At 69.9% G+C, this 22,507-nt stretch carries 13 protein-coding genes and 1 tRNA gene; 11 read left to right on the forward strand and 3 right to left on the reverse strand.

What is annotated here, in order from left to right; translation table 11 throughout:
• Window positions 1-37: 37 nt before the first annotated feature.
• Window positions 38-4,978, forward strand: a complete 4,941-nt coding sequence (locus ABJF88_00005; protein ID MEP0545293.1) for an Ig-like domain-containing protein — start codon at window positions 38-40, stop codon at window positions 4,976-4,978.
• A gap of 54 nt (window positions 4,979-5,032) precedes the next feature.
• Window positions 5,033-6,166, forward strand: a complete 1,134-nt coding sequence (locus ABJF88_00010) for a hypothetical protein (protein ID MEP0545294.1) — start codon at window positions 5,033-5,035, stop codon at window positions 6,164-6,166.
• Window positions 6,167-6,456: 290 nt separating this feature from the next.
• On the opposite strand, the gene ABJF88_00015 is transcribed toward ABJF88_00010, so the two are convergent.
• Together ABJF88_00015 and ABJF88_00020 are read right to left on the reverse strand one after the other, a co-directional pair.
• Window positions 6,457-10,563 (reverse strand): YCF48-related protein, encoded by a 4,107-nt coding sequence (locus ABJF88_00015; GenBank protein ID MEP0545295.1) that lies wholly within the window; start codon window positions 10,561-10,563, stop codon window positions 6,457-6,459.
• Window positions 10,564-10,893: 330 nt separating this feature from the next.
• Window positions 10,894-10,967 (reverse strand) — tRNA-Arg (locus tag ABJF88_00020).
• A gap of 181 nt (window positions 10,968-11,148) precedes the next feature.
• Between ABJF88_00020 and ABJF88_00025 the strand changes: the two genes are divergently transcribed.
• The 8 genes from ABJF88_00025 to hpt all read left to right on the forward strand — a co-directional run bounded on the left by ABJF88_00025 (window position 11,149) and on the right by hpt (window position 19,617).
• On the forward strand, window positions 11,149-12,480 hold the full coding sequence (locus tag ABJF88_00025; GenBank protein MEP0545296.1) for a DUF512 domain-containing protein: 1,332 nt from the start codon (window positions 11,149-11,151) through the stop codon (window positions 12,478-12,480).
• Window positions 12,481-12,549: 69 nt separating this feature from the next.
• The gene (locus ABJF88_00030) at window positions 12,550-13,590 is read left to right on the forward strand and encodes a type II CAAX endopeptidase family protein (protein ID MEP0545297.1); all 1,041 of its coding nucleotides are present in this window, start codon (window positions 12,550-12,552) and stop codon (window positions 13,588-13,590) included.
• A 45-nt stretch (window positions 13,591-13,635) separates the two neighbouring features.
• On the forward strand, window positions 13,636-14,016 hold the full coding sequence (locus ABJF88_00035; GenBank protein MEP0545298.1) for a DUF2007 domain-containing protein: 381 nt from the start codon (window positions 13,636-13,638) through the stop codon (window positions 14,014-14,016).
• An 89-nt stretch (window positions 14,017-14,105) separates the two neighbouring features.
• A complete protein-coding gene (locus tag ABJF88_00040; GenBank protein MEP0545299.1) occupies window positions 14,106-14,924 on the forward strand; it encodes a phosphatidate cytidylyltransferase in 819 nt (272 codons plus the stop codon).
• Window positions 14,925-15,027: 103 nt separating this feature from the next.
• The gene (locus tag ABJF88_00045; GenBank protein ID MEP0545300.1) at window positions 15,028-15,219 is read left to right on the forward strand and encodes a hypothetical protein; all 192 of its coding nucleotides are present in this window, start codon (window positions 15,028-15,030) and stop codon (window positions 15,217-15,219) included.
• 74 nt (window positions 15,220-15,293) lie between these two features.
• Window positions 15,294-17,243 (forward strand): DNA mismatch repair endonuclease MutL, encoded by a 1,950-nt coding sequence (gene mutL / locus ABJF88_00050; protein MEP0545301.1) that lies wholly within the window; start codon window positions 15,294-15,296, stop codon window positions 17,241-17,243.
• Between the two features lie 376 nt (window positions 17,244-17,619).
• On the forward strand, window positions 17,620-18,993 hold the full coding sequence (gene tilS, locus ABJF88_00055) for a tRNA lysidine(34) synthetase TilS (GenBank protein MEP0545302.1): 1,374 nt from the start codon (window positions 17,620-17,622) through the stop codon (window positions 18,991-18,993).
• Window positions 18,994-19,035: 42 nt separating this feature from the next.
• Window positions 19,036-19,617 (forward strand): hypoxanthine phosphoribosyltransferase, encoded by a 582-nt coding sequence (hpt, locus tag ABJF88_00060; GenBank protein ID MEP0545303.1) that lies wholly within the window; start codon window positions 19,036-19,038, stop codon window positions 19,615-19,617.
• Between the two features lie 30 nt (window positions 19,618-19,647).
• Here the strand turns inward: hpt and ABJF88_00065 are convergent, their stop codons facing one another.
• Window positions 19,648-20,970 (reverse strand): HD domain-containing protein, encoded by a 1,323-nt coding sequence (locus tag ABJF88_00065; GenBank protein ID MEP0545304.1) that lies wholly within the window; start codon window positions 20,968-20,970, stop codon window positions 19,648-19,650.
• 123 nt (window positions 20,971-21,093) lie between these two features.
• Here ABJF88_00065 and ABJF88_00070 point away from each other — a divergent pair, with 123 nt between their 5' ends.
• Window positions 21,094-22,479 carry a polysaccharide deacetylase family protein gene (locus tag ABJF88_00070; protein MEP0545305.1) on the forward strand — a complete coding sequence of 462 codons (1,386 nt, stop codon included), beginning with the start codon at window positions 21,094-21,096 and terminating at the stop codon, window positions 22,477-22,479.
• Window positions 22,480-22,507: the final 28 nt, after the last annotated feature.

A 22,507-nucleotide genomic window follows, 5' to 3' on the forward strand; every position in this document is an offset into this window, starting at 1 on the left:
GGCCGGGGCGCTCACGGCGTCCGGCCCCGCTGGCGGGGTGCTCCGCTTCATCGGCTTCGACGGGACGCTCCGGGTGACGGGCGGCGGCGGGGTCACGGTCGCGGGTGGGACGCTCGACATCGAGAGCGCGCTCGACAACGCCGGAGAGCTGAGCGTTGAGTCCTCCGCTATGCTAAGCCTCGAAGGGGTATTGGCGAACAGCGGCACACTCGGAGGCTCCGGCACGCTCACGGTCAGCAACGCTACGCTGTTCACAAACACCGGCACCGTCGCACCTGGACTTAGCGCTGCTGTCGCTATTCTCCCCGTCGGCATCCCATCGGGCTCGCTGCCCTTCGGCCCTGACGGAAGGTTGGAGGTCGAACTCGGCGGCCTGGAGCCGGGCACGGGCTACGACCGCCTCGCCGTCGGTGGAGCCGTCGCGCTTGGCGGCGAGCTCGCCCTCTCGGTCCTCGATGGGTTTACCCCGGAGCTGGGCCAGACCTTCGAGGTGCTGACGTTTACCTCGAGCACGGGCGATTTCGACGCCTACACCGGGACCAGCCTCGGCAACGGGACCGGCCTGGCCCCGTCATTTACCGAGACGTCGCTCGTCCTCACCGTCGTACCGGACGGCAACAATCCCCCCATCGCCAACGCTGATACGGCTTCTACGCCGGCAGGCGTCCCGGTCCTCATCGACGTGCTCGCGAATGACACCGATCCCGACGGCGATGCGCTCCTACTTGCGGGCGTGCGGCCCCCTGCGAACGGGACGGCTGAAGTCGCGGACGACGCGGTCCGCTATACGCCGAGCGCCGGGTTCGCCGGCACCGACAGCTTCACGTACACTGTCAGCGATGGGAATGGCGGAGCGGACACGGATACCGTCACCGTCACCGTTATTCCTGCGCCGAATGTGCCGCCCGTCGCCGTGGACGACGCGGCGGCCGTCGCGGTAAACGGGACCGTCCTCATCGATGTGCTCGCGAATGACAGCGATGAGGACGGCGACGCGCTCGTGCTTGAGGGCGTTGAGCCTCCCGTGAACGGGACGGGCGAAGTAGCGGACGGTGAGGTTCGGTACACGCCCAACAGCGGGTTCGAAGGCACGGACTCCTTCACCTACGCCGTAGGCGATGGGAACGGCGGCTTCGACGTGGCAACCGTCACGGTCGTGGTTACCGATTTGCCGTACGTGCTCACCGGCCCCGAGCCCGGAGCGCAGATGGGGGTGGACGACGACATCGAGATCTACGTGGGCCAGGTCCCGGTGTTCATCGACAACAACGGCTTCGCTGGGCTGTTCGGCCCCCTCGCTTTTGAGGCGCAGCCAGGAGACAGCCTCCGCGTGGTTGCGATAGACAGAGGAATATGCCAGGGCCTCACCCCTTTCTATCTGACCGTCGTCGCAACGGGAGAGCAGGTCGCGCTGGACAGCGTCGGCGTCAACTACCAGACGGGCTGCATCAGCGGCCCCACGATCTTCTACGACAGCACGTTCGTTCTGCCCTCCGACCCGGCCGGGAATACCCCGCCCGTCGCCGTGGCTGACACGGCGGCGGTGGCGGCGAATGGGTCAGTCCTCATCGACGTGCTCGCCAACGATTTCGACCTCGACGGCGACACCCTCGACCTCTTCGATACGTCGGGTCCGGGCAACGGTACCGCCGAACCCGAAGGCGAGATGGTTCGCTACACGCCGAACGCCGGCTTCGTCGGCACCGACAGCTTCACGTATGTCGTCGGTGACGGAAACGGCGGGATAGGCATGGGGATGGTGACGGTCACGGTCAGCTCCGCCGCCAACACTCCGCCCGTCGCCGTGGACGACGCAGCGGAGACGCAGGCGGCCGTGACCGTATTCATCGACGTGCTCGCCAACGACTCCGACGCCGACGGCGACACGCTACGGATCGAGGGCTTCACTTTGCCTGAGAACGGGACGGCCGTGGTGGCGGGCGGGCTGTTTCGCTACGCCCCCCGTGCCGGGTTCGTAGGCACCGACAGCTTCTTCTACACCGTGGGCGACGGGAACGGCGGGCTTGACGAGGCCACCGTCACGGTCACCGTCACGGAGGGGAGCGGCCCCGTGCCCGGCACGTGCACCCCGGGCCTCGCCTCCGCCGACCTCGCCGTCAACGACGTCAGCGCCCGGCTCTACACGACGGGAAGCCTGTTCTACGACGAGGGTTCGGGCGGGCAGTACCTCGTCCCGCAGGCGAGCGGGATCGCGCCGATCTTCGCCGCCGGCGTCTGGATCGGCGGGCAGGTCGGCGGGGAGCTGCGGACGGCCGCGTCCACGTACGCCTCCGGCGTGGCCGACCCGGAGTTCTGGCCCGGCCCGCTCGGCGACGACGGCCGCCCCGTGGACCCCGACGACTGCGCCGCCTTCGACCGGATCTACAGCGTCGACCGGAGCGCCATCACGGCGTACGAGTCCACGGGCGTCGCGAGCGACGACCTCGCGGGCTGGCCCGTCGGGCTGGGCGCCCCCGCCGTCGATGCCGACGGCGCCCCCATCGCCGCGACGAGCCTCGACCAGACGCTCGACCTGGAGGCGGGGGAGCGGCCCGTGCTCTTCGGCAGCCGGGTCTCGTTCTGGGTGATGAACGATGTCGGGAACGTGCACACCTCGTCGGGCCGGCCGCCCATCGGGCTGGAGGTCCGCGCGCTGGCGTTCTCCTTCGACGATGCCGACGCCGCCCTCGATCAGTCCACGCTCTACCGCTACGAGCTCGTGAACAAAGGCGGCGCACCGCTCGAGGAGGCCCGCTTCAGCCTCTTCCTCGACCCCGACGTCGGCGGCGCGCTCGACGACTACGTGGGGAGCGACCCGGCGCGCGGGCTCGGCTTCGCTTACAACGCCGACGCCGACGACGACCTGTACGGCTCGCCCCCGCCCGCCGTCGGCGTGGACCTCTTCCAGGGGACGGGTTCCTTCGCGTACTACAGCAACGACGTCGGCGCGGCGACGGGGGACCCGACGTTCGGCGTGGGCGCGACGTACTACAACTACATGCGCGGGGTCTGGAGCGACGGCACGCCCATCACCGAGGGCGGCACGGGCTATCGCTCCGGCGGCCCCGTGACTCCGTACGCCTTCCCCGGCGACCCCGAGGGCGAGGCGTTCTGGAGCGAGGTCAACGCCGACGGTGCAGGCGGTGACACCCCGCCCGACGACCGGCGGTTCGTGCTCTCCGCCCCGTCGTTCGCCCTTGCCCCCGGTGCCTCGCAGACGTTCGACTTCGCGATCCTCTTCGCGACGGGCGCCGACCACCTCAACAGCGTCACGGCGCTGAAGCAAGCGTCGGACCGGCTCCAGGCCCTCTACGACACGGGCGACCTCTACCGGGAGGCGAGCGAGGAGGCGAGCGTAGAGGTGGTCGCGCCGCCCCAGACCGCGGCCGGGAGTGGGTTCTCCGTCGGCGTGGCCGTCACAGGGTTCGTCCCCACGGTGGCCGAGCTGCGGTACCGCCCCGTCGGGGCGACGGGGTACGGGAGCACGCCGCTCACCGTGAGCGGCGACGGGTACGAGGGCGCCATCCCGAACGCGGCCGTCACCCTCCGCGGTGTCGAGTACTACGTGTTCCTCTCGAATGGGGCGCGGACGATCACCTTCCCCGCCGACGAGCCCGAGACGAACCCGCTCCGCGTCCGCGTCGGCGTCGCGCAGCAGGCGTCGAGCGTCATGCTGCCGGGCGATGCCAGCGCCGTCACCGCCTACCGTATGGTGTCGGTGCCGCTTGTGCTCGACGACCCCTCGCCCCTTGCCGTCTTCGGCGACGATTACGGCGACTACGGCCCGACCTCGTGGCGGCTCCTGCGCTACCTCCCCCTCGCCGAGCGCTACGCCGAGTTCCCCGATCTCAACGCTGCCGTCGTGCCCGGTGCCGCCTTCTGGCTCGCCGCCTACGCCGAGGCGTCGGGATCCTTCGACGTCGAGAACGGGCTCTCGGTCGATGCCTCCGAACCGGTGCTCCTCACGCTCGCGCCGGGGTGGAACCAGATCGGTACCCCCTTCGCGTTCCCCGTCGCGTGGGACGCCGTGCTCGGGAGCGAAACCGATGGCATTCAGACGCCCGACTTTTGGGACGGGACGCAGTACGTAGAACGAGCCGTGCTCGACCCGTGGGTAGGCTACTTCGTGCTCAACGGCACGGAGGAGACCGTCACGCTTCGGGTGCCGCCGACCGAGGCGGGCCAGACGCGCTCGGCGACGCGGCCCGCAGCGAAAGAGGGCGAGGAGGGCTACCGCCTCCGCCTCCTCGCCGAAGCGCGGGACCGCGGCCTCCGGGATACGCAGAACCTGCTCGGCTTCGCCGACGGTGCGGCCGAGGGACGTGACCGCCTCGACCGCGCCGAGCCGCCGCCGATCACGACGCACCTCCGGCTGAGCGCCGTCGAGGACGGCGTTCGCCTCGGCCGCAGCTTCCGCCCCGCCGGCACCGACGGCGCCGCCTGGGAACTCGAAGTCACCGCCACGCCGGATGTGCTCGACGCCGGGCCGCTCGCGGTCCGCGTCGCGCTCGAAGAAGTCGGCGGGCGGCCGGACGGCTACGACGTGCACGTGCTCGACCTCGACCGCGAGGTGCCGCTGACGCTGCTCGAAAGCGCCTTCGAGCTCACGCTCAGCGCCGCGCGCCCGGTGCAGCGGCTCCGCCTCATCGCCGGGACCGACGGCTTCGCCGACGCCGCACGGGGGGGCATCTCCCTCGCCCCCGTCGCCTTCGCCCTCGCCCCGGCCTACCCCAACCCGTTCGCTGGCACGACCACGCTCGCCTACGAGCTCCCCGAGCCGGCCGACGTCACGCTCGACGTGTTCGACCTCCTCGGCCGCCGCGTGGCCGTCCTCGCCGACGGGGTGCAGGAGGCGGGGCGCTACACCGCGAGGTGGGACGGGACGGTGGCGGGGGCACCCGCGGCGAACGGGGTGTACGTCTACCGGCTCCGCGCCGGGGGCTTCACCGCCTCGCACAAGATGGTCCTCCTCCGCTAGCCGGCATCCCGTCCGCGCTCCGACCGGGCTCTCTCCTCTGAAACCGTGCTCCCGATGAATCGACTTCCGATGAACCGGCTCTGTCTCGTCCTCTTCCTCACGCTTCCGTTCGCGGCACCGCAGGCGCAGGTGGTCCCGTCCGGCGGGGAGGGCTCGCTCTACATCGGGAGCCAGCGGCCGCCGGTCCGGATCACGACGGTGGGGACGTTCCAGCGCTACAGCGGCGCCCTCGCCGACGATGCGGACGAGGTCGAAGTGGCGGCGTTCTCGACGCCGTTCACCATCTTCGCTCCCGTCGCGCGCAACCTCGCGCTTAGCCTGCGCACGAGCTACACCTCGGTGGAGGGAAACGACCTCGCGGGGGTGAGCGGGCTGACGGACACGCAGGCCACGCTCAGCTACTTCCGGCCGCTCGGGCCGGGGAGCGCCGTCGTGAGCGCGAGCGCGAACCTCCCGAGCGGGACGACGGAGCTGAAGCCGGACGAGGCGGCGACGGCCTTCCTCGTGGGGCAGAACTTCTACGGCTTCCGGCTGCCGAGCCTCGGGCAGGGCCTCAACGCCGCCGCCGGGCTGACCTATGCCTTCCCCCTCGGCGAGGCCGTCGTGGTCGGGCTCGGCGCGGCGTACCAGGTCCGCGGCGCTTACGCCCCGACCGTGGGCGCCGACGATTACGACCCCGGCGACGAGCTCCTCCTCACGGGCGGGTTCGACTACGGCCTCGGGCCGGCCTCGTCGCTCGCGCTCGACGTGACGTACGCGATCTACGGCGCCGACGCCTCCGGCGACCTCGCGTTCGAAAGCGGGAACGCGCTTTCCGTCACGACGAAGTGGACGGGCGAGGTCGGCCGCCGCCGGGCGAGCCTGCTCGGGCGCTTCCGCTCGAAGGGGGGGACCGAAGTGGCGGAGGATCCCGGGGTCCGGCTCGGGCAGGACCCGGTGATCCCGACGCAGGGGCGGGTGCTCGGGGACGTCCAGCTCGTCGGCGGGGGGCGGCTCGGGCTCGGGGTGTTCGCCCAGGGTCGGTTCTACGCTGCGAGCGACCTGTTCACCGAAAAGGTGGTCTTCGACGTCGGCGCGGCGCCGTCCTTCCGGGTGCTGCCGAACGCGACGCTCCTCACGCGGTTCGCTGTGACGTTCGGGGACCTCGCCGGGTTCGAGGCCAGCGGTGGGCTGTCCTGGGAGCTGTGAGTTCTGAGAGCTAGGCCGAGAATCATGGCTTTGGAAGGAATCCCTCTCCATAGCTGATCAGCAGGCCCCCGACGCCGCCGTGCAGGGCGGGCCGTTGCGCCCGCCTCGGCCGAGGCCGTCGCCCGCGCCTTCCAAGACGCCCGCCGCACGGACATCACCGCGCTGCTCGAGACGCTCGTCGAACTCGGCCAGGCGCGCGCCACCGAGGCCCGGAGTGAACACAATGAACGACCGCAAGCGTGGCGAGGGGTCCAAGCGGGGGATCCCGCTCCGCTCACCGCACGATCCGCTCACCGCACGAGGAGCACGCGGCGCGTTGCGGCGGCGGCGTCCGTGGAGAGGCGGACGAGGTAGGTCCCGCTCGGGAGCCCAGCCGCGTCCCAGCGGACCTCGTGGTGGCCGGCGGGCTGGAGCCCGCTCAGGAGACGGGCCACGCGGCGGCCGAGCACGTCGTAGACCGTCAGCTCTACATCCGCGGGCGCGGGGAGCGCGACGCCGAACGTCGTCGCCTCGCGGAACGGGTTGGGGTAGGCCGCCTCCAGCGCGAAGGCGAGTGGGAGCATGGCATCACCTTCGGACGGCACGTCGACGCCGACGCCGAAGCGGCCCTCCGCCGCCGGGCCGCCGTTGTAAGCGGTGTCCACGGCGCGGACGCGCCATGTGTAGACGCCCTCGGGGAGCCCGCTCAGCGTCCATTCCGTCGCGGCGCGGATGGTGCCCGGCTCGGGCAGGCGGCGCGGCGTGGCGACGGGGACGCCGTCGCGGTAGAGCTCAAGGTCGTAGGTCAGCGCGGAGGCGGGCGTGCTGTCGTCCGTCGCCGGGTTCCACGCGAGCGTGACGGTGCCCGTCTCGTCGTCGACGGTCGCCTGCATCCCGGAAGGCCGGGTCGGCGCGGCGTTCGAGCCCGTAGCGTCGTAGCGGTAGAGGTGCATCTGCGCCTCGACGAGGCCGTTCCCGCCGGGCACCCAGTAGTCGCCCGCGATGAAGTAGTCGAGGTCGCCCTCGCCGTCGATGTCGAGCCAGGAGAACGTGCCGCCGCGCGTGCCGGACGAGCGGGGCGCGGGGAGGTCGTCGCCGGCGTCGGTGAACGTGCCGTTGTCGTTGACGTAGATCCGGGCGCGGCCTTCGATCTGCCCGGTGCCGGGGTTGTGCGTGCCGGTGAGGAGGATGTCGATGTCGCCGTCCGAGTCGTAGTCGGCCCACGTCGCGGCGGTGAAGTCGAACCAGCCCTCGCACGGGATGCACTCGATGACGTCGAACGGGGTGAAAACGTCGGCGTCGTTCTCGTAGATGCGGAGGGCGCGGTGCGTGAACGTCCCGTCCTTCTCGCCGAGGTTGCCGGCGATGAGGAAGTCGTAGTCGCCGTCGTTATCGTAGTCGCCCCACTGCGCCTCGCCGTGCTCGATCGTGAGGTCGCCGAGCACGTTCTCGCCGACGAACACGCCGCCGCCGTCGTTGCGGTAGCGGCGGATGAAGCCGTTCGGGGTGAGCGGGGCGAGGTGGACGAGGAGGAGGTCGAGGTCACCATCGGCGTCATAGTCGGCCCAGAGGCTCTGCGCGTGACGGGTGGGGGCGAACGTCGAGTCGGTCTCGGTGAACGTGAACCCGCCCGCGCCGTCAGGGCCGTCATTGCGGAGGAGCGCCGTGCGGTGGCGGAACGAGCCGGAGTCGTAAACGGAGGGGAGGAGGAGGTCGGGGTCGCCGTCGTTGTCGTAGTCGGCGAGCGTGATCGACTGGAGGTCGAAGTCGGCCTGGTCGTTGTCCTCGTAGTAGCCCGGCAGGCCAGAATCGGTGGCGACGAGCGTGCCGCCGTCGTTCCGGTAGATCACCGTCTCGCCGTCGGTGCCGACGACGAGGTCCTGGTCGCCGTCCCCGTCGAGGTCGCCCCACGCGAGGTCGGACGCGCCCGTCGTGAGGTCCCCGAGGGGCACGTCGATGTACTCGAAGTCCCACGCTTCGGGCGAGGCCTCGCCGTCGTTGCGGAGGAGCACGAGCCGCTCCACCACGCTCTCGCCGTAGACGACGTAGAAGCCGAGCACGGCGATGTCGAGGTCGCCGTCGCCGTCGTAGTCGGCGGGGGCCGTTGTCGCCACCCAGAAGTCCTCGTCCTGGGGCGTCACGAAGAGCGGGTCGAGTGGGGTGACCTCGGTGAAGTCACCGAAGGTGCCCCCCGGGCCGGACTGGACGACGATGACCCGGCCGCCCTGGCCCGTCGCGCCGACGTCGTCGGTGACGGTCAGGCGGACGATGTAGGTGTCGGCCTCGACGAAGGTATGCGTGGGGTTCTGCTCCGTCGAGGTGGAGTCGGGCGTGCTATCCCCGAAGTCCCAGAACCAGTCGACGACGGTGCCGTCGGGATCGGTGCTGGTGTCGGTGAACGTGACGGTGAACCCCGTGGCTTCGAACTCGAAGGACGCCACGGGCGGCCGGTTGAGTGGGGGCGGGGGCGGGCCCGTGAAGTGCTCGATGGCGCCCTGCCACCCCACCACCCACGCGTCTCCCGCCGGCGTGGCGGCGATCGCCGAGAACGAACTGAGCGCTCCTTGCCCGATCTCGAGCACGGCCCAGGTCTGGCCGCCCGTGGCCGAGTAGTAAACAGTATCGTCGTTTGTGCTGACCCACAGTTCGTCGGGGCCGAGGAGGTAGACGTCGGTGAGTTGGACGTCGGTATCGGCCGGGATCGGTAGGATGTCCCACGACACGCCCCCGTCCTCGCTGCGCGCGGCGTAGCCGTACCAGCCCACGGCGTACCCTACGTTCTCATCGGCGAAGTCCATGTCGCGGATCTGCTGGCTGGTGCTCGTCGGGAGCTCGCCCTGCGTCCACGTCGCGCCGCCGTCATGGCTGTAGTAGTAGCGCCCGCTCGTGTTGGCGGCCCAGCCATGCGTGCCCTCGATATCCACGGCGACGTACGCCCCTCCGAACCCCGGCACGGGCGTCCACGTCGCGCCGCCGTCGGTGGTGTGGAAGAGGGCCCGGCCGATGGCGCCCGACCCGATCACCCACCCGTCGAGCTCCGACGTGAAGTGGACGTCGGAGGCGTCGAGGTTGGCAGGCGCAGCGGCGGCCGCGTTCCACGACGCGCCTCCGTCGGCGCTCTGGTAGACGAGCCCGTCCTCGTCGACGGTGGCGACGCGCTCGCTGTCGACGGCCTGGACGGCCACCAGGTCCAGCGATGTGAACGGCGCGACCTGCCGCCACGGCGCGTCTCCCGTCTTGGTCAGTACAACTCCGTTATCCCCGACGGTGATCAGGCGGCCATCGGCGAAGCGGTCCACGTCGGCGAGGTGGGAGCCGGTGCCGCTGCTGATCTGCGTCCAACTGGCCCCGCCGTCGGTGGTCTTGATGACGAAGCCGTTCCCGTACCCGAAGTAGCCTGTCTGTGCATCGGCGAACGCGGGCCGGCCGCCGTTGAAGAAGGTCGGCCGGGGGCCGAGGGATGCGAACGACTGTGTCCACGTCTGCCCGGCGTCGGTAGAATAGTGCATGCTGCCCTGGAGGTCACTCGCAACGACGGCCGGCACGGCCGGCACGGCGAACCCACCGACGCCCTGCGGGATCACCTCGCCGAGGTCGGTCCACGACTGGCCGCCGTCGGCAGAGCGGAGGACGCGGTCGTCGTAGTTCTGGAACGGGCCGGTCCGTCCCCAGGCCAGCACCACGTCGGAGGTGACGGCCTGAAGCCGGGTACGGCCGAGGGCCGTAGTCCCGACGGCCGTCCACGTCTGGCCGCCGTCTACGGAGCGGAGGAACGCGTCTTCGGCGATGGCCACGGCGGTGGTGGCGTCGAGGAACGTGACGGCGCTCACGGTGTCCGCATAGACCTGCGAGAAGGTGTCCCCGCCGTCGGCCGTGCGGTAGAGGCCCGCTGTCGAGACCCCGAGCCCTGTCTGGCCGTCGGCGAAGTCGAAGGCGACGATCGCATGCGGGGCGTCCTCCCACGAGAGGCCCCCGTCCCGGCTGATCCATGCTTCGCCGTTGGTCGAGGCGAAGCCGAAGCTCGGCGAGTAGAACGCCATGAAGTAGGTCGAGCCCAGCACGGGGAGTTCCTCCCACGTCGTGCCGCCGTCGGTGGTCCGGTAGTTCCGGTTGCCGTAGGCCCAGCCGAGCTGGCTGTCCAGGAAGAAGACGCCGTGGAGGGGGTCGTGGAGGTTGAAGGGGACGTCCCGCTGCGTCCAGGTCGCGCCGCCGTCGGCCGATTCAAAGAGGGCGCCTCCGTCATCGAACGAGTCGTCCGAGGTGGCGAGGAACACGCGTTGTGGGGTGGGAGCCCCTACCCCGCGTACGTCCAGGGCGGTAGGGATCGGACTCTCCGTGGTCCACTGCGCGAGGGCGTGCGGCCCGAGGAATACGCTGAGGAGGAGAACGAGGGTGGAGGGGGCGTAGAGGTGGCGCATGAGCGCGGGGGCCGGTGGCGAAGCGGAGGGGTTAGCTTTAGTACTCCAAATGGGATGCCGGGTTTTTATGAGGGCTCCAGCTTATGACCTACCAGGGGCCAGCCAGCAGGAGAAGAGGCCAGCCGGACCTCCGCTCGGGTGTGCACCGTGCGCACCCTGCGCATCCCATGCGCAGCGTGCAGAGAGGCGTGGTAGCGATGGGGGAGGGGCGGCCAGAGACGGGGCGCGGGATCGGCGAGCCAACCGGTTCGCCGATGAGGACATGGGAGCGTTCGCCCCAAAGACAGAAGGGCCCCGGTCGACGCTAACGTCGACCGGGGCCCTTCCAGGTACGCCCGAGAGGATTCGAACCTCTGGCCTCCAGAACCGGAATCTGGCGCTCTATCCAGCTGAGCTACGGGCGCGCTTGAGAATCCCAAGCTACGCACGGTCCGGCGGCGGAATCAACCGCGCCGGGGGGATAATCGGTGAACCCGGAGCCCGAGCTAGAGGGCGGGGAGCCGGGGCGGCATGGGATTTTCACGGACCCGCACCCGACGCGCAGCGTTCGCTCATTTCGTATCGCTCTCATTCTCCCCGCCTCGCATGCCCGTTACCGTGACCGCTGTCGAACCGGGCTCACTCGCCGATGACCTCGGCTGGGCCACCGGCGACCAGATCCTCGCCATCAACGGCGAGTCGGTTCAGGACGAGCTCGACCTCCGCTTCAAGGCGGCCGAGGAGCGCTTCGTCGTGAAGGTGCGGATGGCGGGCGGGCTCCGCGAGCAGTCGGTCTCGCGCGACCTCGACGAGCCGCTCGGCGCGGCGTTCGAGGAGTTCCGCATCAAGACCTGCGGCGACGACTGCGTGTTCTGCTTCGTCGACCAGAACCCCGTCGGGCTCCGCGACACGCTCTACTTCCGCGACGGCGACTTCCGCATGTCGTTCCTCTACGGGAACTACATCACGATGACGAACCTCCGTGACCGCGACATGCAGCGGATCGTGGAGCAGCGGCTGAGCCCGCTCTACATCTCGGTCCACTGCACGACGGACGAGATCCGCCGCCGCATGATGGGCCACCGCACGCAGCAGGACCGGCTGATGGAGAAGATGGATTTCCTCCGCCGCCGGGGCATCGACATGCACGCCCAGGTCGTCCTCGTCCCCGGCTTCAACGACGGCGACGCGCTCGTCAAAACCGTCGAGGATCTGTACGCTATGAACGACCGGATGCTGTCGCTCTCGATCGTGCCCGTCGGGCTGACGCGGCACCGGCGCGAGCTGACCGACCTTCGCACGCTCACGCAGGACGAGGCGCTAGCGCTCGTCGGACGGGTCGAGGCGTGGCAGGCGCGGTTCCGCGACGAGATCGGCCGCGGCTTCGTCTACCTCTCCGATGAGATGTACCTCCTCGCTGGGCTCGACTTCCCCGACGAGGACGACTACGACGGCTACCCGCTGATGGAGAACGGCGTCGGGATGAGCCGCGACTTCCTAAACGAGCTCGACTACCAGCGCGAATTCTTCCCGGCGTCGCTCCCCGAGCCGCGCCGGCTCACGCTCGTCTCCGGCACGCTGACGGCTCCGCTCCTCGAAGAGCGCATCGCGCCCGTCCTCCGCGAGGTTGAGAACCTGGACGTGGATGTCGTCACGGCGGAGAACACGCTCTTCGGGGACTCGGTGACGGTGAGCGGGCTGCTGAACTTCAAGAGCTTCCTCGCCGCGCTCCGGCCGCTCGCCGACGCGGGGCGGCTCGGCGACCTCGTCGTGCTTCCGCCGGACTGCGTTAATTTCGAGGGGCTCTTCCTCGACAACCGCGACGGCCAGAACACGCCTGACGATCTCTCGGCCGCCCTCGGCGGCGTGCCCGTCGAGGTGTTCGGCGGCGACTGGTCCGAGGTCATCGAACGGCTCGGCGACCTCGTCCCGTGCTGAGCACCGCGCGCGGCGCATGCGTGCTGCGGGCCGGCACGCGGCCTGCCTCTCTACCCCGACCCAGTCTCCATGTCTGACCCCTTCGTGCGCCGTCCCGACGAGGCCCCCGAGCCGGCGCCGGTTCCGCCTATCGTCGCCGCGCCGCTGCCCTACACGCCGGGCGAGTTCGTCGTCCTCCGAGACCCGTTGCCGGGAGCAGAGCCGATGCGGCTGAGCGGCGTGCTGGAGCGCCAGCGGTTCCACCCGTTGCTTACGGCGTTCCTGACGTTTGTCGGCGGCTTCGTGATTTACCAACTCGTCGGGACGGTCGTGATGCTCGTCGCGGCGATCCGGTCGATGGGAGGGGAGGCGCTGGATGTGGAGAGCGTGCTGGCGGCCGTGCAGACCGATGCGTTCGCGCTTTTTGGTGGCAACGCGATCGGGCAGGTCGCCGGGTTCCTCCTCTTCGTGCTCTTCATGACGTGGCTCCACACCCCGGACGTGGCTTCGTACCTCCGCGTGCGCCGGATCGATGGGGCGCAGCTCGGGCTAGCGGGCGTCGGCCTGCTGACGTTGCTGCCGCTCGTGTCGTGGCTCGGCGAGCTGAACGCACGGCTGCCCCTCCCCGAAGCGTGGCAGGCGTGGGATGAGCAGCAGTCCGCTCTGCTCGAACAGGTACTCGGCGCCGAGCTCAACGTGTTCTACGTCCTCCTCGTCGTCGCGCTGACGCCGGCGATCTGCGAAGAGGTGATGTTCCGGGGCTATCTGCAGCGGCAGGTCGAGCGGCGGCTCGGCGTCGTGTGGAGCATCGTGCTCGTCGGCCTCGTCTTCGGCATGTTCCACCTCCGCCCGACGCAGGTGCTGCCGCTCGCCACGCTCGGGATGTACCTCGGCTTCTCGGTGTGGGTGACGGGGAGCCTTTGGGCGGGTGTGCTGATCCACCTCATGAACAATGGCCTCGCCGTGATCGTGAGCGACTACGTCAGCCGGAGCCCGGACGTGGACGCGGTGGCGCTCGAATCTCTCGCGGTGCCGTGGTATCTTGCCATCGTGAGCGCGGCCGTCGTCGCCGGCGTCGCCTTCCTCATGCTGCGGCGTCGACAGGCCCTCCTCGCCGACTTCCCCGCGTGACCCGCTAGTCCCTTCTCCTCTTTCGCCTCTCCCGACCTGACCGCTATGGCTGACGATCCCCGCACGTACCAAGACTGGGTGGCCGTGTTCAACACCTCGACCGACTACGAGGCCGACCTCCTCCGCGACCGGCTCGACGCCGCCGGCATCGCCGCCGTCGTGCTCACGCAGCGCGACCACGCCTTCAACCTCAACGTCGGCGACCTCGCGCCCGTCCGCGTGATGGTGCGGCCCGAGGACGTCGGCGCGGCGCAGGAGGTCATCAACGAGAAGCCGTTCACGGACGAGGAACTCACCGAGGCCGCGATGAACGCGGACCCCGACAGCGAGGACGCCCACACCGCCGACGAGGAGGGCATGCTCGACTCCGGCCCCGATGCCATCCGCTTCTCCGCCCCCGACGACGACGACCCGGTGAAGCGGTAAGAGGTTGCTGGTTTGGGGTTCGGGGTTGTGAGTCCTGCATCGACCCCCTCGTAACCTCGAACCCCCCAACTCCCCACCCCCGACCTCGCATGAGCAACCTCACACAGCGCGTCCTGACGGCCCTCATCGGGGCTCCGCTGGTCGTGGGGGTGGTCTACCTCGGGGGGTGGTTCTTCGGCGGGCTGATGCTGCTCGTCGGGCTGTTGGCGCAGCGCGAGTTCTACGGGCTGGCCGAGGCGGCGGGCATCCGCCCGCTGAAGAGCGTCGGCCTCGTCGTGGGGGGGCTGCTGATCGTGCGGTCGCTCGTCCCGCTCGCCGTCCCGCTCGCCGTCCTCGGACTGATCGTCGTCCTCGTGGCCGAGCTCTACCGCCGGCTCGACGGGCCGATCCCGAACGTCACGGCGACGGTCTTCGGCGCGATCTACCCCGCGCTCCTCGTCGGCTACTTCGTCGACCTCCGCGTGCTCGGGGCGACGGGCGGGCTCGGCGACATGGGCGCGTTCTGGCTCACCGTCGTCGTCGTCGTGGCAATCTGGGCGTCGGACACGTTCGCGTACTTCACCGGCCGCGCGTTCGGCTCGCACCCGCTCTTCCCGCGCATCTCGCCGAAGAAGACGATCGAGGGCTCGGTCGGCGGTGTCGTCGGGGCGATCGTGGTCGTCGTCGCGTTCAAGCTCTTCCTCGTCCCGTTCCTGACGTGGGGCGACGCCGCGTTCGTTGGCCTCGTCTGCGGGGCGTTCGGGCAGCTCGGCGACCTCGTCGAGAGCCTGCTCAAGCGGTCAGTCGGGGTGAAGGACTCGGGCCACTACCTCCCCGGCCACGGCGGAATGCTGGATCGGATCGACGCGATGCTCGTCGCGATCCCCGTCGTGGTGTTGTATTTCGATTACGTCCGTGGCGTGTGGTGATGCGGGGCCGGATGCGCGGGGCCGCGGGCGGTCCGTGACGGAACGGTGGCAGAGGGGGTCGGTATAATGGCGCCGACCGAAATCCGCCCAGGCACCCGGCTCCATGTTGACCCCGAGACACCGTCCCAAAGCCCGCCGTTTCCACTACGAACCGCGTTTTTACGACCCCAGTAAAGACGAGCGGATCAAGCAGCGGATCCGCTTCAAGAGCAAGACCCGACGCGGGAAGCAGCCGGCGTTCATCGCCGTAGCGGTACTGCTCCTCATCGCGTTCTACATCTACACCAACCTGTAAGCGAGCCGCGTTCTACCGCTGCTGCTTTTCCACCCCGTGCGAGCCCCGGCTCCACGCGCTCCCAACCCCACCGCGTGCCCCGACCCGACCCGATGGCCTCCCTGCCCGACACGCCGGACGAAGCGGGAACGTCTTCGGCCGTGCCCGACGAGTCCGCGCCGGACGGGCTGATCCGCGTGCTGCCGGAGACGCTCGCGAACAAGATCGCGGCGGGGGAGGTGGTGCAGCGGCCGGCGTCGGCGCTGAAGGAGCTGATGGAGAATGCGCTCGACGCGGGGGCGGGGCAGGTGACGGTCGTCCTCCGGCAGGCGGGGAGCGAACTCGTGCAAGTGGTGGACGACGGCTGCGGCATGGGCCCGGCCGATGCCGCGACGTGCTTCGGCCGCCACGCGACGAGCAAGATCACCTCCACCGACGACCTCGAGCGGATCCGCACGCTCGGCTTCCGGGGCGAGGCGCTCGCCTCGATCTCCGCCGTGGCCCACGTCGAGCTGAAGTCGAAGCGGCGGGGCGATGCGGCAGGGACGTGCGTGCGCTACGAAGGGGGGACGTGCGTGGCGCAGACGCCGTGCGCCGCGCCGGACGGGACCTCGGTCGCCGTGCGGAACCTCTTTTACAACGTACCCGCCCGGCGCAATTTCCTGAAGTCGCCCGCGACGGAGTTCAAGCACCTCGTCGAGACGTTCCAATTTCTGGCGCTCTCGAACCCCGAAGTCGGCTTCACGCTCGTCCACGACGACGCCGAGGTCTACCGCCTCCCGCCCTCCGAAGGCGGGTTCGACGCCGCGCTCCGCCGCCGCATCGGCGATCTGATGGGGACGCCCGACGAAGCCCTCGTCTCCGTCGCCGAGGCGACGAGCTACCTCTCCGTCCGCGGCTTCGTCGGCGGGCCGGAGCAGGCGCGGAAAGGCCGCAGCGATCAGTACCTCTTCGTCAACGGGCGCTACATCAAGAACCGCTCGCTCGACCACGCCGTCGCCGCCGCTTTCGACGACCTGCTGCCGAAGGGGACGTTCCCGCTCTTCGCCCTCTTCCTCACGCTCGACCCGCGCCACGTCGACGTCAACGTCCACCCGACGAAGACGGAGGTCAAATTCGACGACGAGCGCGGGATCTACGGCTTCCTCCGCGCCGTCGTCAAAAAGGCCCTCGGCGACGCCGACGTGATCCCGAGCCTCGGCGACGGCTTTCCGAGCAGCCGCGCCGAGCAGTCCGTCGTCACCGCATCGCCGGCCGACTTCCGTCCGGTGCAGTTCGAGACCACGACGCACGTCGAAGCCGGCGGGAGCCGGTCCGCGTCGCCGATGCCGTCCGACCCGACCGCGATCCGGTCGTTCGAGCGACAGCGGCCGCTCGGCGATGACTTTGAGTTGGAAGTGGAGTCCGCGAAGTCCATCCCCTCCGGCCCGCGCCCGATGGAGCCCGAGGGCATCGAAGACGACTTCACGCCCGGCGACCGGCCCCCCGTGTGGCAGCTCCACAACCGCTACGTCGTCACGCCGATCCGCTCGGGGCTCATGCTGCTCGACCAGCGCGCCGCGCACGAGCGCATCCTCTACGAGCAGGCGCTCGCCGCGCTCAACGGCGGCCTCGCGTCGTCGCAGCAGCTCCTCTTTCCTGTCACGCTGGAATTCCCGCCAGCCGACTTCGAACTGCTGCAGGAACTGCTGCCGAACCTCGCCCTCCTCGGGTTCGAGATCACGCCGTTCTCGGGGCGGACCGTCAAGGTCGAGGGAGTCCCCGCCGATGTGCAGGTCGGCCGCGAGCGGCTGATCTTGGAGGAGGTGCTGGAGCAGTACAAAGCGTACCGCGACGGCCTCCAACTGCAGGACCGCGACAACCTCGCGAAGAGCCTCGCGCGTCGGAGCGCCATCAAGCCCGGCAAGGCGCTCAGCGACGACGAAGCCCGCTCACTCATCGACCAGCTCTTCACCTGCGAGATGCCGTACGCCTGCCCGCACGGCCGCCCGACGATGATCAAAATTTCGATGGAAGAGCTCGAGCGCCGCTTCAATCGGGGGTGATTGGGAAGGAGCCTGCCCAATTACCTCGCTCGCCGCGCTTCGCGCCGTAGGGGCGCGAGGCGTCGCGCCCTGGTCGGGATGGATGGGCACTCTGAGGAGGAACGGCTCGGGGCACACGGCTCGGGGCTCTGTTGAGAAGCTCGAATGGATGTCATCCTGAGCGGAGGCCGCAGGCCGCAGACGAAGAACCCGTAGGGACTCGTCCCGAAGGCTCGGCGAAGCCCATCTTTCCGGGGAAGCCCGCAGCAGACTGTCGCAACTGTCTCCGCAGAGATCCCTCGGCTCCACTCCGTTCCGCTCGGGATGACCACGTAGAGAGCTCCTCACCAGAGCACTCGGCGCGGCGAGTACCTTTCTCGTCCCTGACCGCGCCGCCATGCCCTTCCTCCAGCGATTCATCGATTTTGTTGCCGAGCGCGCCTTGCTCGCGCCGGGAGAACGCGTGGTCGTCGGCGTCAGCGGGGGGCTCGACTCGACGGTGCTGCTGCACCTCGTGCGAGCGGCCGGCTTCGATCCTGTCGCGGCGCACGTCAACTACGGCTTGCGTGGCGCAGCATCGGACGCTGACGAGGCGTTCGTGCGCGAGCAGGCCGAGGCGTGGGGCATTCCGGTCCACGTCCACCGCGTCGAACTCGGAGACGGCTCGGTGCAGGCGGAGGCGCGGGAGGCGCGGTATCGGTTCTTCGACGAGCTGGCGCGTGAGGTCGGAGCCCGAGCCGTCGCCACAGCGCACCACCGCGACGATCAGGCGGAGACGCTGCTGCTGAACCTGCTGCGCGGGGCCGGTCCGACCGGTCTCGCCGGAATGCCCCACCTCCGATCGCTTGCCCCCGGCTCGCCCGCCGACCTCGTTCGTCCGCTGCTGTGGGCGACGCGGGCCGAGATCGACGTCTACGCCCGCGAGCACGGGCTCCGCTGGCGCGACGACGCGACGAACGCGACGAGCGACTACCGCCGCAACGCACTCCGGCACGAGGTGCTGCCCCTCATCGAAACCCATTTCCCCGGCGCTGCCGCGCGAATCGCGCACACGGCCGATGTGCTCCGCGACTACCTCGACAGCGGGGCCGCGCTCGCCCCCGACGTCCTCTTCGATGCGGCAGCGGAGGAGAGCGAAGAGGGGCGAGGGCTCCGCATCGATGTACTCGCGGCGCAGCCCGAGGTCGTGAGGCGGGGGCTCCTGCTCGAAGCGCTCCGGCGGTGGGCGCCGGACGCTCCTCGCACAACGGCTTCGGTGGCGGAGCTCGACGCGCTCGTTGACGCGCAGCCGGGGCGCCGCGTCGCGTGGGCAGGCGTGACGGTGTGGCGCGAGCGGGATCGGATCATATTTGCCCCGCCGCACGAACCTGCCACGTTCGCCGTCGAGGTGGAGCCTGGAGAGACACCGACGCCAACCGGCACGCTGCGAGTGGAGTTGCTAGACGGTGTGCCAGCAGCCTTCGCCGCGTCGCCGCTCGTCGAGGTCGTGGACGCGGATCGCCTGCGGTTTCCGCTCATGCTGCGGCCGTGGCGGCACGGCGACGTCGTGCGCCCGCTTGGGCTCGACGGGCACAAAAACGTTAGCGACGTGCTTACGGAAGCGCGCGTGCCGCCGCATCGCCGTGCGCGGGAGCCCGTGCTCGTTTCGGACGGGGAAATCGTGTGGGTCGTCGGCCACCGGCTTGGGTCGGCGTTCGCGGTCGGGCCCGCTACGCGCCGCGCCGTCCGGCTGACGTGGTTGCCGTCGGATTCACTGGCACCCGACGCGTAGGGGCGCTACCTTCGGGTGCCGCTCATCTCACCGCGCCCTTCCATGTCCGACTCCGCCGCCCCCGCCATCGCTGAGACCGTCACGTGTCGCGGCGAGACGTTCCGGATCTACCTCGACGCCGAGACGATCGCCCGCCGCGTCGCCGAGATCGGCCGCGCCATCAGCGAGGAATACGAGGGCCAGCGGCCCATCCTCATCGGCGTGCTCAACGGGGCGTACATGTTCCTCGCCGACCTCATGCGCGCGGTCACGATCGACTGCGAGGTGGACTTCCTCAAGCTCTCGTCGTACGGCGCGGAGAAGGTGTCGAGCGGGACGGTGACGGAGCTGAAGAAGATCGACGCGCAGATCGAGGGCCGCCACGTCATCGTCGTCGAGGACATCGTCGATACCGGGCTCTCGATGCAGTTCATCACCGATCTGATGAAGGAGGCGAAGCCCGCTTCGGTCAAGACGGCGACGCTGCTCCACAAAAAAGCCGCGACGAACCCCGACCTCAATCTGCGACTCGACTACGTCGGCTTCGAGATCGACAACCTGTTCGTGATCGGCTACGGGCTCGACTACGGCCAACTCGCCCGCAACCTCCCCGCCATCTACATTCTCGAAGATCAGGCGGCGTGACGCTCGGGCGAGACGCATCATGCTGCGTCTCTACGGTTCGGTGGGAAACGCTTCGGCGAGGTCGAGGGTGACCTGTTTCGGGGCGCAGACGTAGTGCCGCACGACGGCCCCGGTGAGGGCTCCGACGGCGGCCACATCGGTCGCGCGCGATAGCTCGCGGACGCGCCCGTCACGCTCCAAGATCGAGATGGAATCATCGGCGCGCTGGTACGCGTCGAGCGAGGAGCGGCCGACGGTGAGGTACGCACCGGCGTCGGCCACGGCATCGGACGGGGTGGAGAGGCCGGAGGTGACGAGCCACTCGGCGACGCGCTCGCGCCACAGGGCGAGGTCCTCGGGCGTCGGCTCGGCGGGGAGGTACGTCGTGCGGAAGAGGTCGCGGTCGACGAAGCGGCGGGCGAGGTCGGCGAGGATCGGGTCGGCGGCGTCGGTCCAGCGGCTCAGGCTGTAGAGGAGGTCGGTGTCGTCGAGCCGGCAGAAGGCGTCGAGCACGGCGGGTTCGTCGATCTCGGACGCGGTGACGCGGCGGCGGAGGAAGAACAGCAGGGCGGGGGAGGAGGCGAGCACGGCCGGGTCGCTGTCGGCGCAGCACCGCCGCGCGCGGGAGAACGCGGAGCGGAGGAGGTGGTCGGCCGCGATGACGGTCTTGTGGAGGTAGACCTGCCAGTACATCAGCCGGCGCGAGAGGATGTAGCTCTCGACGGCGTACGCGCCCTTCGCCTCGATCACGATGTCGGCGCCAGCCCCGCCTTCGAGCGGGTGGACGCGCATCGTTTTGATGATCCGATCCACGCCGATCACGCCCTCGGCGACGCCGGTGTAGAACGAGTCGCGGCGGAGGTAGTCGAGCCGGTCCATGTCGAGCTGCGACGAGAGGAGGCTGTGGAAAAACGGCCGGTCGTACGCGCTGTCGAAGATGGTGAGGGCGAGGTCGAGCGCGCCGTCGAAGCGCTCGTTGAGCCGTTGGATCAGCACGCGGCTCATCCGCTCGTGCCGGAACGGTCCGTTGGCGTCGGGCCCGATGAGGTCGGTTTCGAGCGTATGCGAGAAGGGGCCGTGGCCGACGTCGTGGAGGAGGACGGCGACGAGCGCCGCTTCGTGCTCGGCCTCGGAGATCGGCGTGCCCTTCTCGGCGAGGCTGAGGAGCGCCTGCTGCATCAGCGCCGTCGCCCCGAGGGCGTGTTGGAACCGTGTGTGCTCGGCACCGGGGAAGACGAGGTGGCCGAGGCCGAGCTGCCGGATGCGGCGGAGCCGCTGGAACTCGGGCGTCTCGATGAGCGGGAGCAGCAGCCGCTTGGGGACGGAGATGAACCCGTGGACGGGGTCGGAGAAGATTTTAAAGCGGCTCGCCACAGGAGGAGTCGGAGGGGGAACGTAGAGACGCAGCACGCTGCGTCAGTCGAACGGGACAGAGACCGGCGGGATCCGGCGGCAGCGTTGAATCGAGGGCCTGTTCCGGCGTATCGTGCGCTCCCGATGCCCGACTTCGCGCCCATACCCTGCTGCATCGAAGCGCCCCCGGCGTTCGTGCCGAAGGCGCGCTGGGCACTCGACGCGCTGCTTGCGCCGCTCGGTCTTGCGCCGGTGTGGACGGAGCGCGATGCGCTCGACGCCGGGCTCTACTACGGTCCGACGCCGGACGGCCTGCCCGCCGACGTGCTCGCCCTCCGCCTGCATCCCGCGACGACGGACTACTTCGACAGCGGTGAAGTCTACGACCCCAACGGCGCGAGCAAGCTGGCATGGGACGGCGAGCGCTGGCCCGTCCTGTTTCCGTACGAGCAGCCCGCGCCGGCCGACCTCATCGCCTCCGCCTTCTTCTGGCTTTCGGGCTGGCAGGAGGTCACGACGCGCGAGCGCGACGAGCACGGCCGCTTCCCGTATCGCGCCTCGCTCCAGGCCACGCTCGGCTGCGCGGCGCAGCCCGTCGTAGACGTGTACCGCGAAGTGCTCGCAGACAAGTTGGCGGCGCTCGGCGTCCCGGTTCGGCGGCAGTTGTGGGAGGGGAAGGCGTGGGCCGTGGCGCTCTCGCACGACGTGGACCTGCTGCGGAAGCGGCGGCTCGGGACCGTCGCCCGCTCGTTCGTCCGCCGGGATGGGCAGCGCGGCGCAGCGCTCCGGCAGGCCGCTCTCGCCCCCGATCCCCGGCGTGAGAGCCTCCGCCGTATGGCCGAGGCCGAGCAGGAGCGCGGGGTCGGCGCGACGTACTTCTTCAAGACGGCGGCGCGCGGGCCGTGGGACGTTCCGTATGCCCACGACAGCCCGACCCTCCGCCGCCTCGTCGCAGGCCTCGAAGCGGACGGGTTCGAGATCGGGCTGCACCCGAGCTACTTCGGGCACGACCACCCCGGCCACCTCGCCGAGGAGCGGGACCGGCTCGCCCGGCTGCTCGGTGCGCCGCCCGTCTCCGTCCGCCAGCACTTCCTCCGCTTCGACGAGGCGACGCCCCGGCTGCAGCACGCCGCCGGCTTCCGCATCGACTCGACGCTCGGGTTCTCTCGACACGAAGGCTTCCGGCGCGGGACGTGCTTCCCGTTTCGCCTCTTCGACATGCGGATGAACGCGCCGCTCGATCTGTGGGAAGTCCCGCTCGTGGCGATGGACACGACGCTGTTCATGCACCGCGGACTCGACGGGAGCGAGGCGGAGCGCGTGCTCGGCGACCTCTTCGCCGCGTGCCGCCGCGTCGGCGGGTGCTGCACCGTCCTCTGGCACAACACGACCTACGACGAGCTAGACTATCCAGGGCACGCCGCCGTGTTCGAGCGGACGCTTGACCGTGCGATCGCCGAGGGTGCCGCCGTGCTCAGCGTCCGTGACGCCGTCGCAGCCGTGGAGCCGGCCCGGGCGGGGCGAGGGTAGCGCAACGGCGTAGATTCGGGGCGTTGGG

It is taken from the genome of Rhodothermales bacterium (assembly GCA_039944855.1).
In the GTDB taxonomy this organism is placed as follows: domain Bacteria; phylum Bacteroidota; class Rhodothermia; order Rhodothermales; family JANQRZ01; genus JBBSMX01.

What these genes read in the sequence shown, in the direction of transcription:
- ABJF88_00010 (MEP0545294.1), top strand. Translation starts at nt 5,033, where the DNA reads ATGAATCGACTTCCGATGAACCGGCTCTGTCTCGTCCTCTTCCTCACG.
- ABJF88_00015 (MEP0545295.1), bottom strand. Translation starts at nt 10,563, where the DNA reads ATGCGCCACCTCTACGCCCCCTCCACCCTCGTTCTCCTCCTCAGCGTA.
- ABJF88_00025 (MEP0545296.1), top strand. Translation starts at nt 11,149, where the DNA reads ATGCCCGTTACCGTGACCGCTGTCGAACCGGGCTCACTCGCCGATGAC.
- ABJF88_00030 (MEP0545297.1), top strand. Translation starts at nt 12,550, where the DNA reads ATGTCTGACCCCTTCGTGCGCCGTCCCGACGAGGCCCCCGAGCCGGCG.
- ABJF88_00035 (MEP0545298.1), top strand. Translation starts at nt 13,636, where the DNA reads ATGGCTGACGATCCCCGCACGTACCAAGACTGGGTGGCCGTGTTCAAC.
- ABJF88_00040 (MEP0545299.1), top strand. Translation starts at nt 14,106, where the DNA reads ATGAGCAACCTCACACAGCGCGTCCTGACGGCCCTCATCGGGGCTCCG.
- ABJF88_00045 (MEP0545300.1), top strand. Translation starts at nt 15,028, where the DNA reads ATGTTGACCCCGAGACACCGTCCCAAAGCCCGCCGTTTCCACTACGAA.
- tilS (MEP0545302.1), top strand. Translation starts at nt 17,620, where the DNA reads ATGCCCTTCCTCCAGCGATTCATCGATTTTGTTGCCGAGCGCGCCTTG.
- hpt (MEP0545303.1), top strand. Translation starts at nt 19,036, where the DNA reads ATGTCCGACTCCGCCGCCCCCGCCATCGCTGAGACCGTCACGTGTCGC.
- ABJF88_00070 (MEP0545305.1), top strand. Translation starts at nt 21,094, where the DNA reads ATGCCCGACTTCGCGCCCATACCCTGCTGCATCGAAGCGCCCCCGGCG.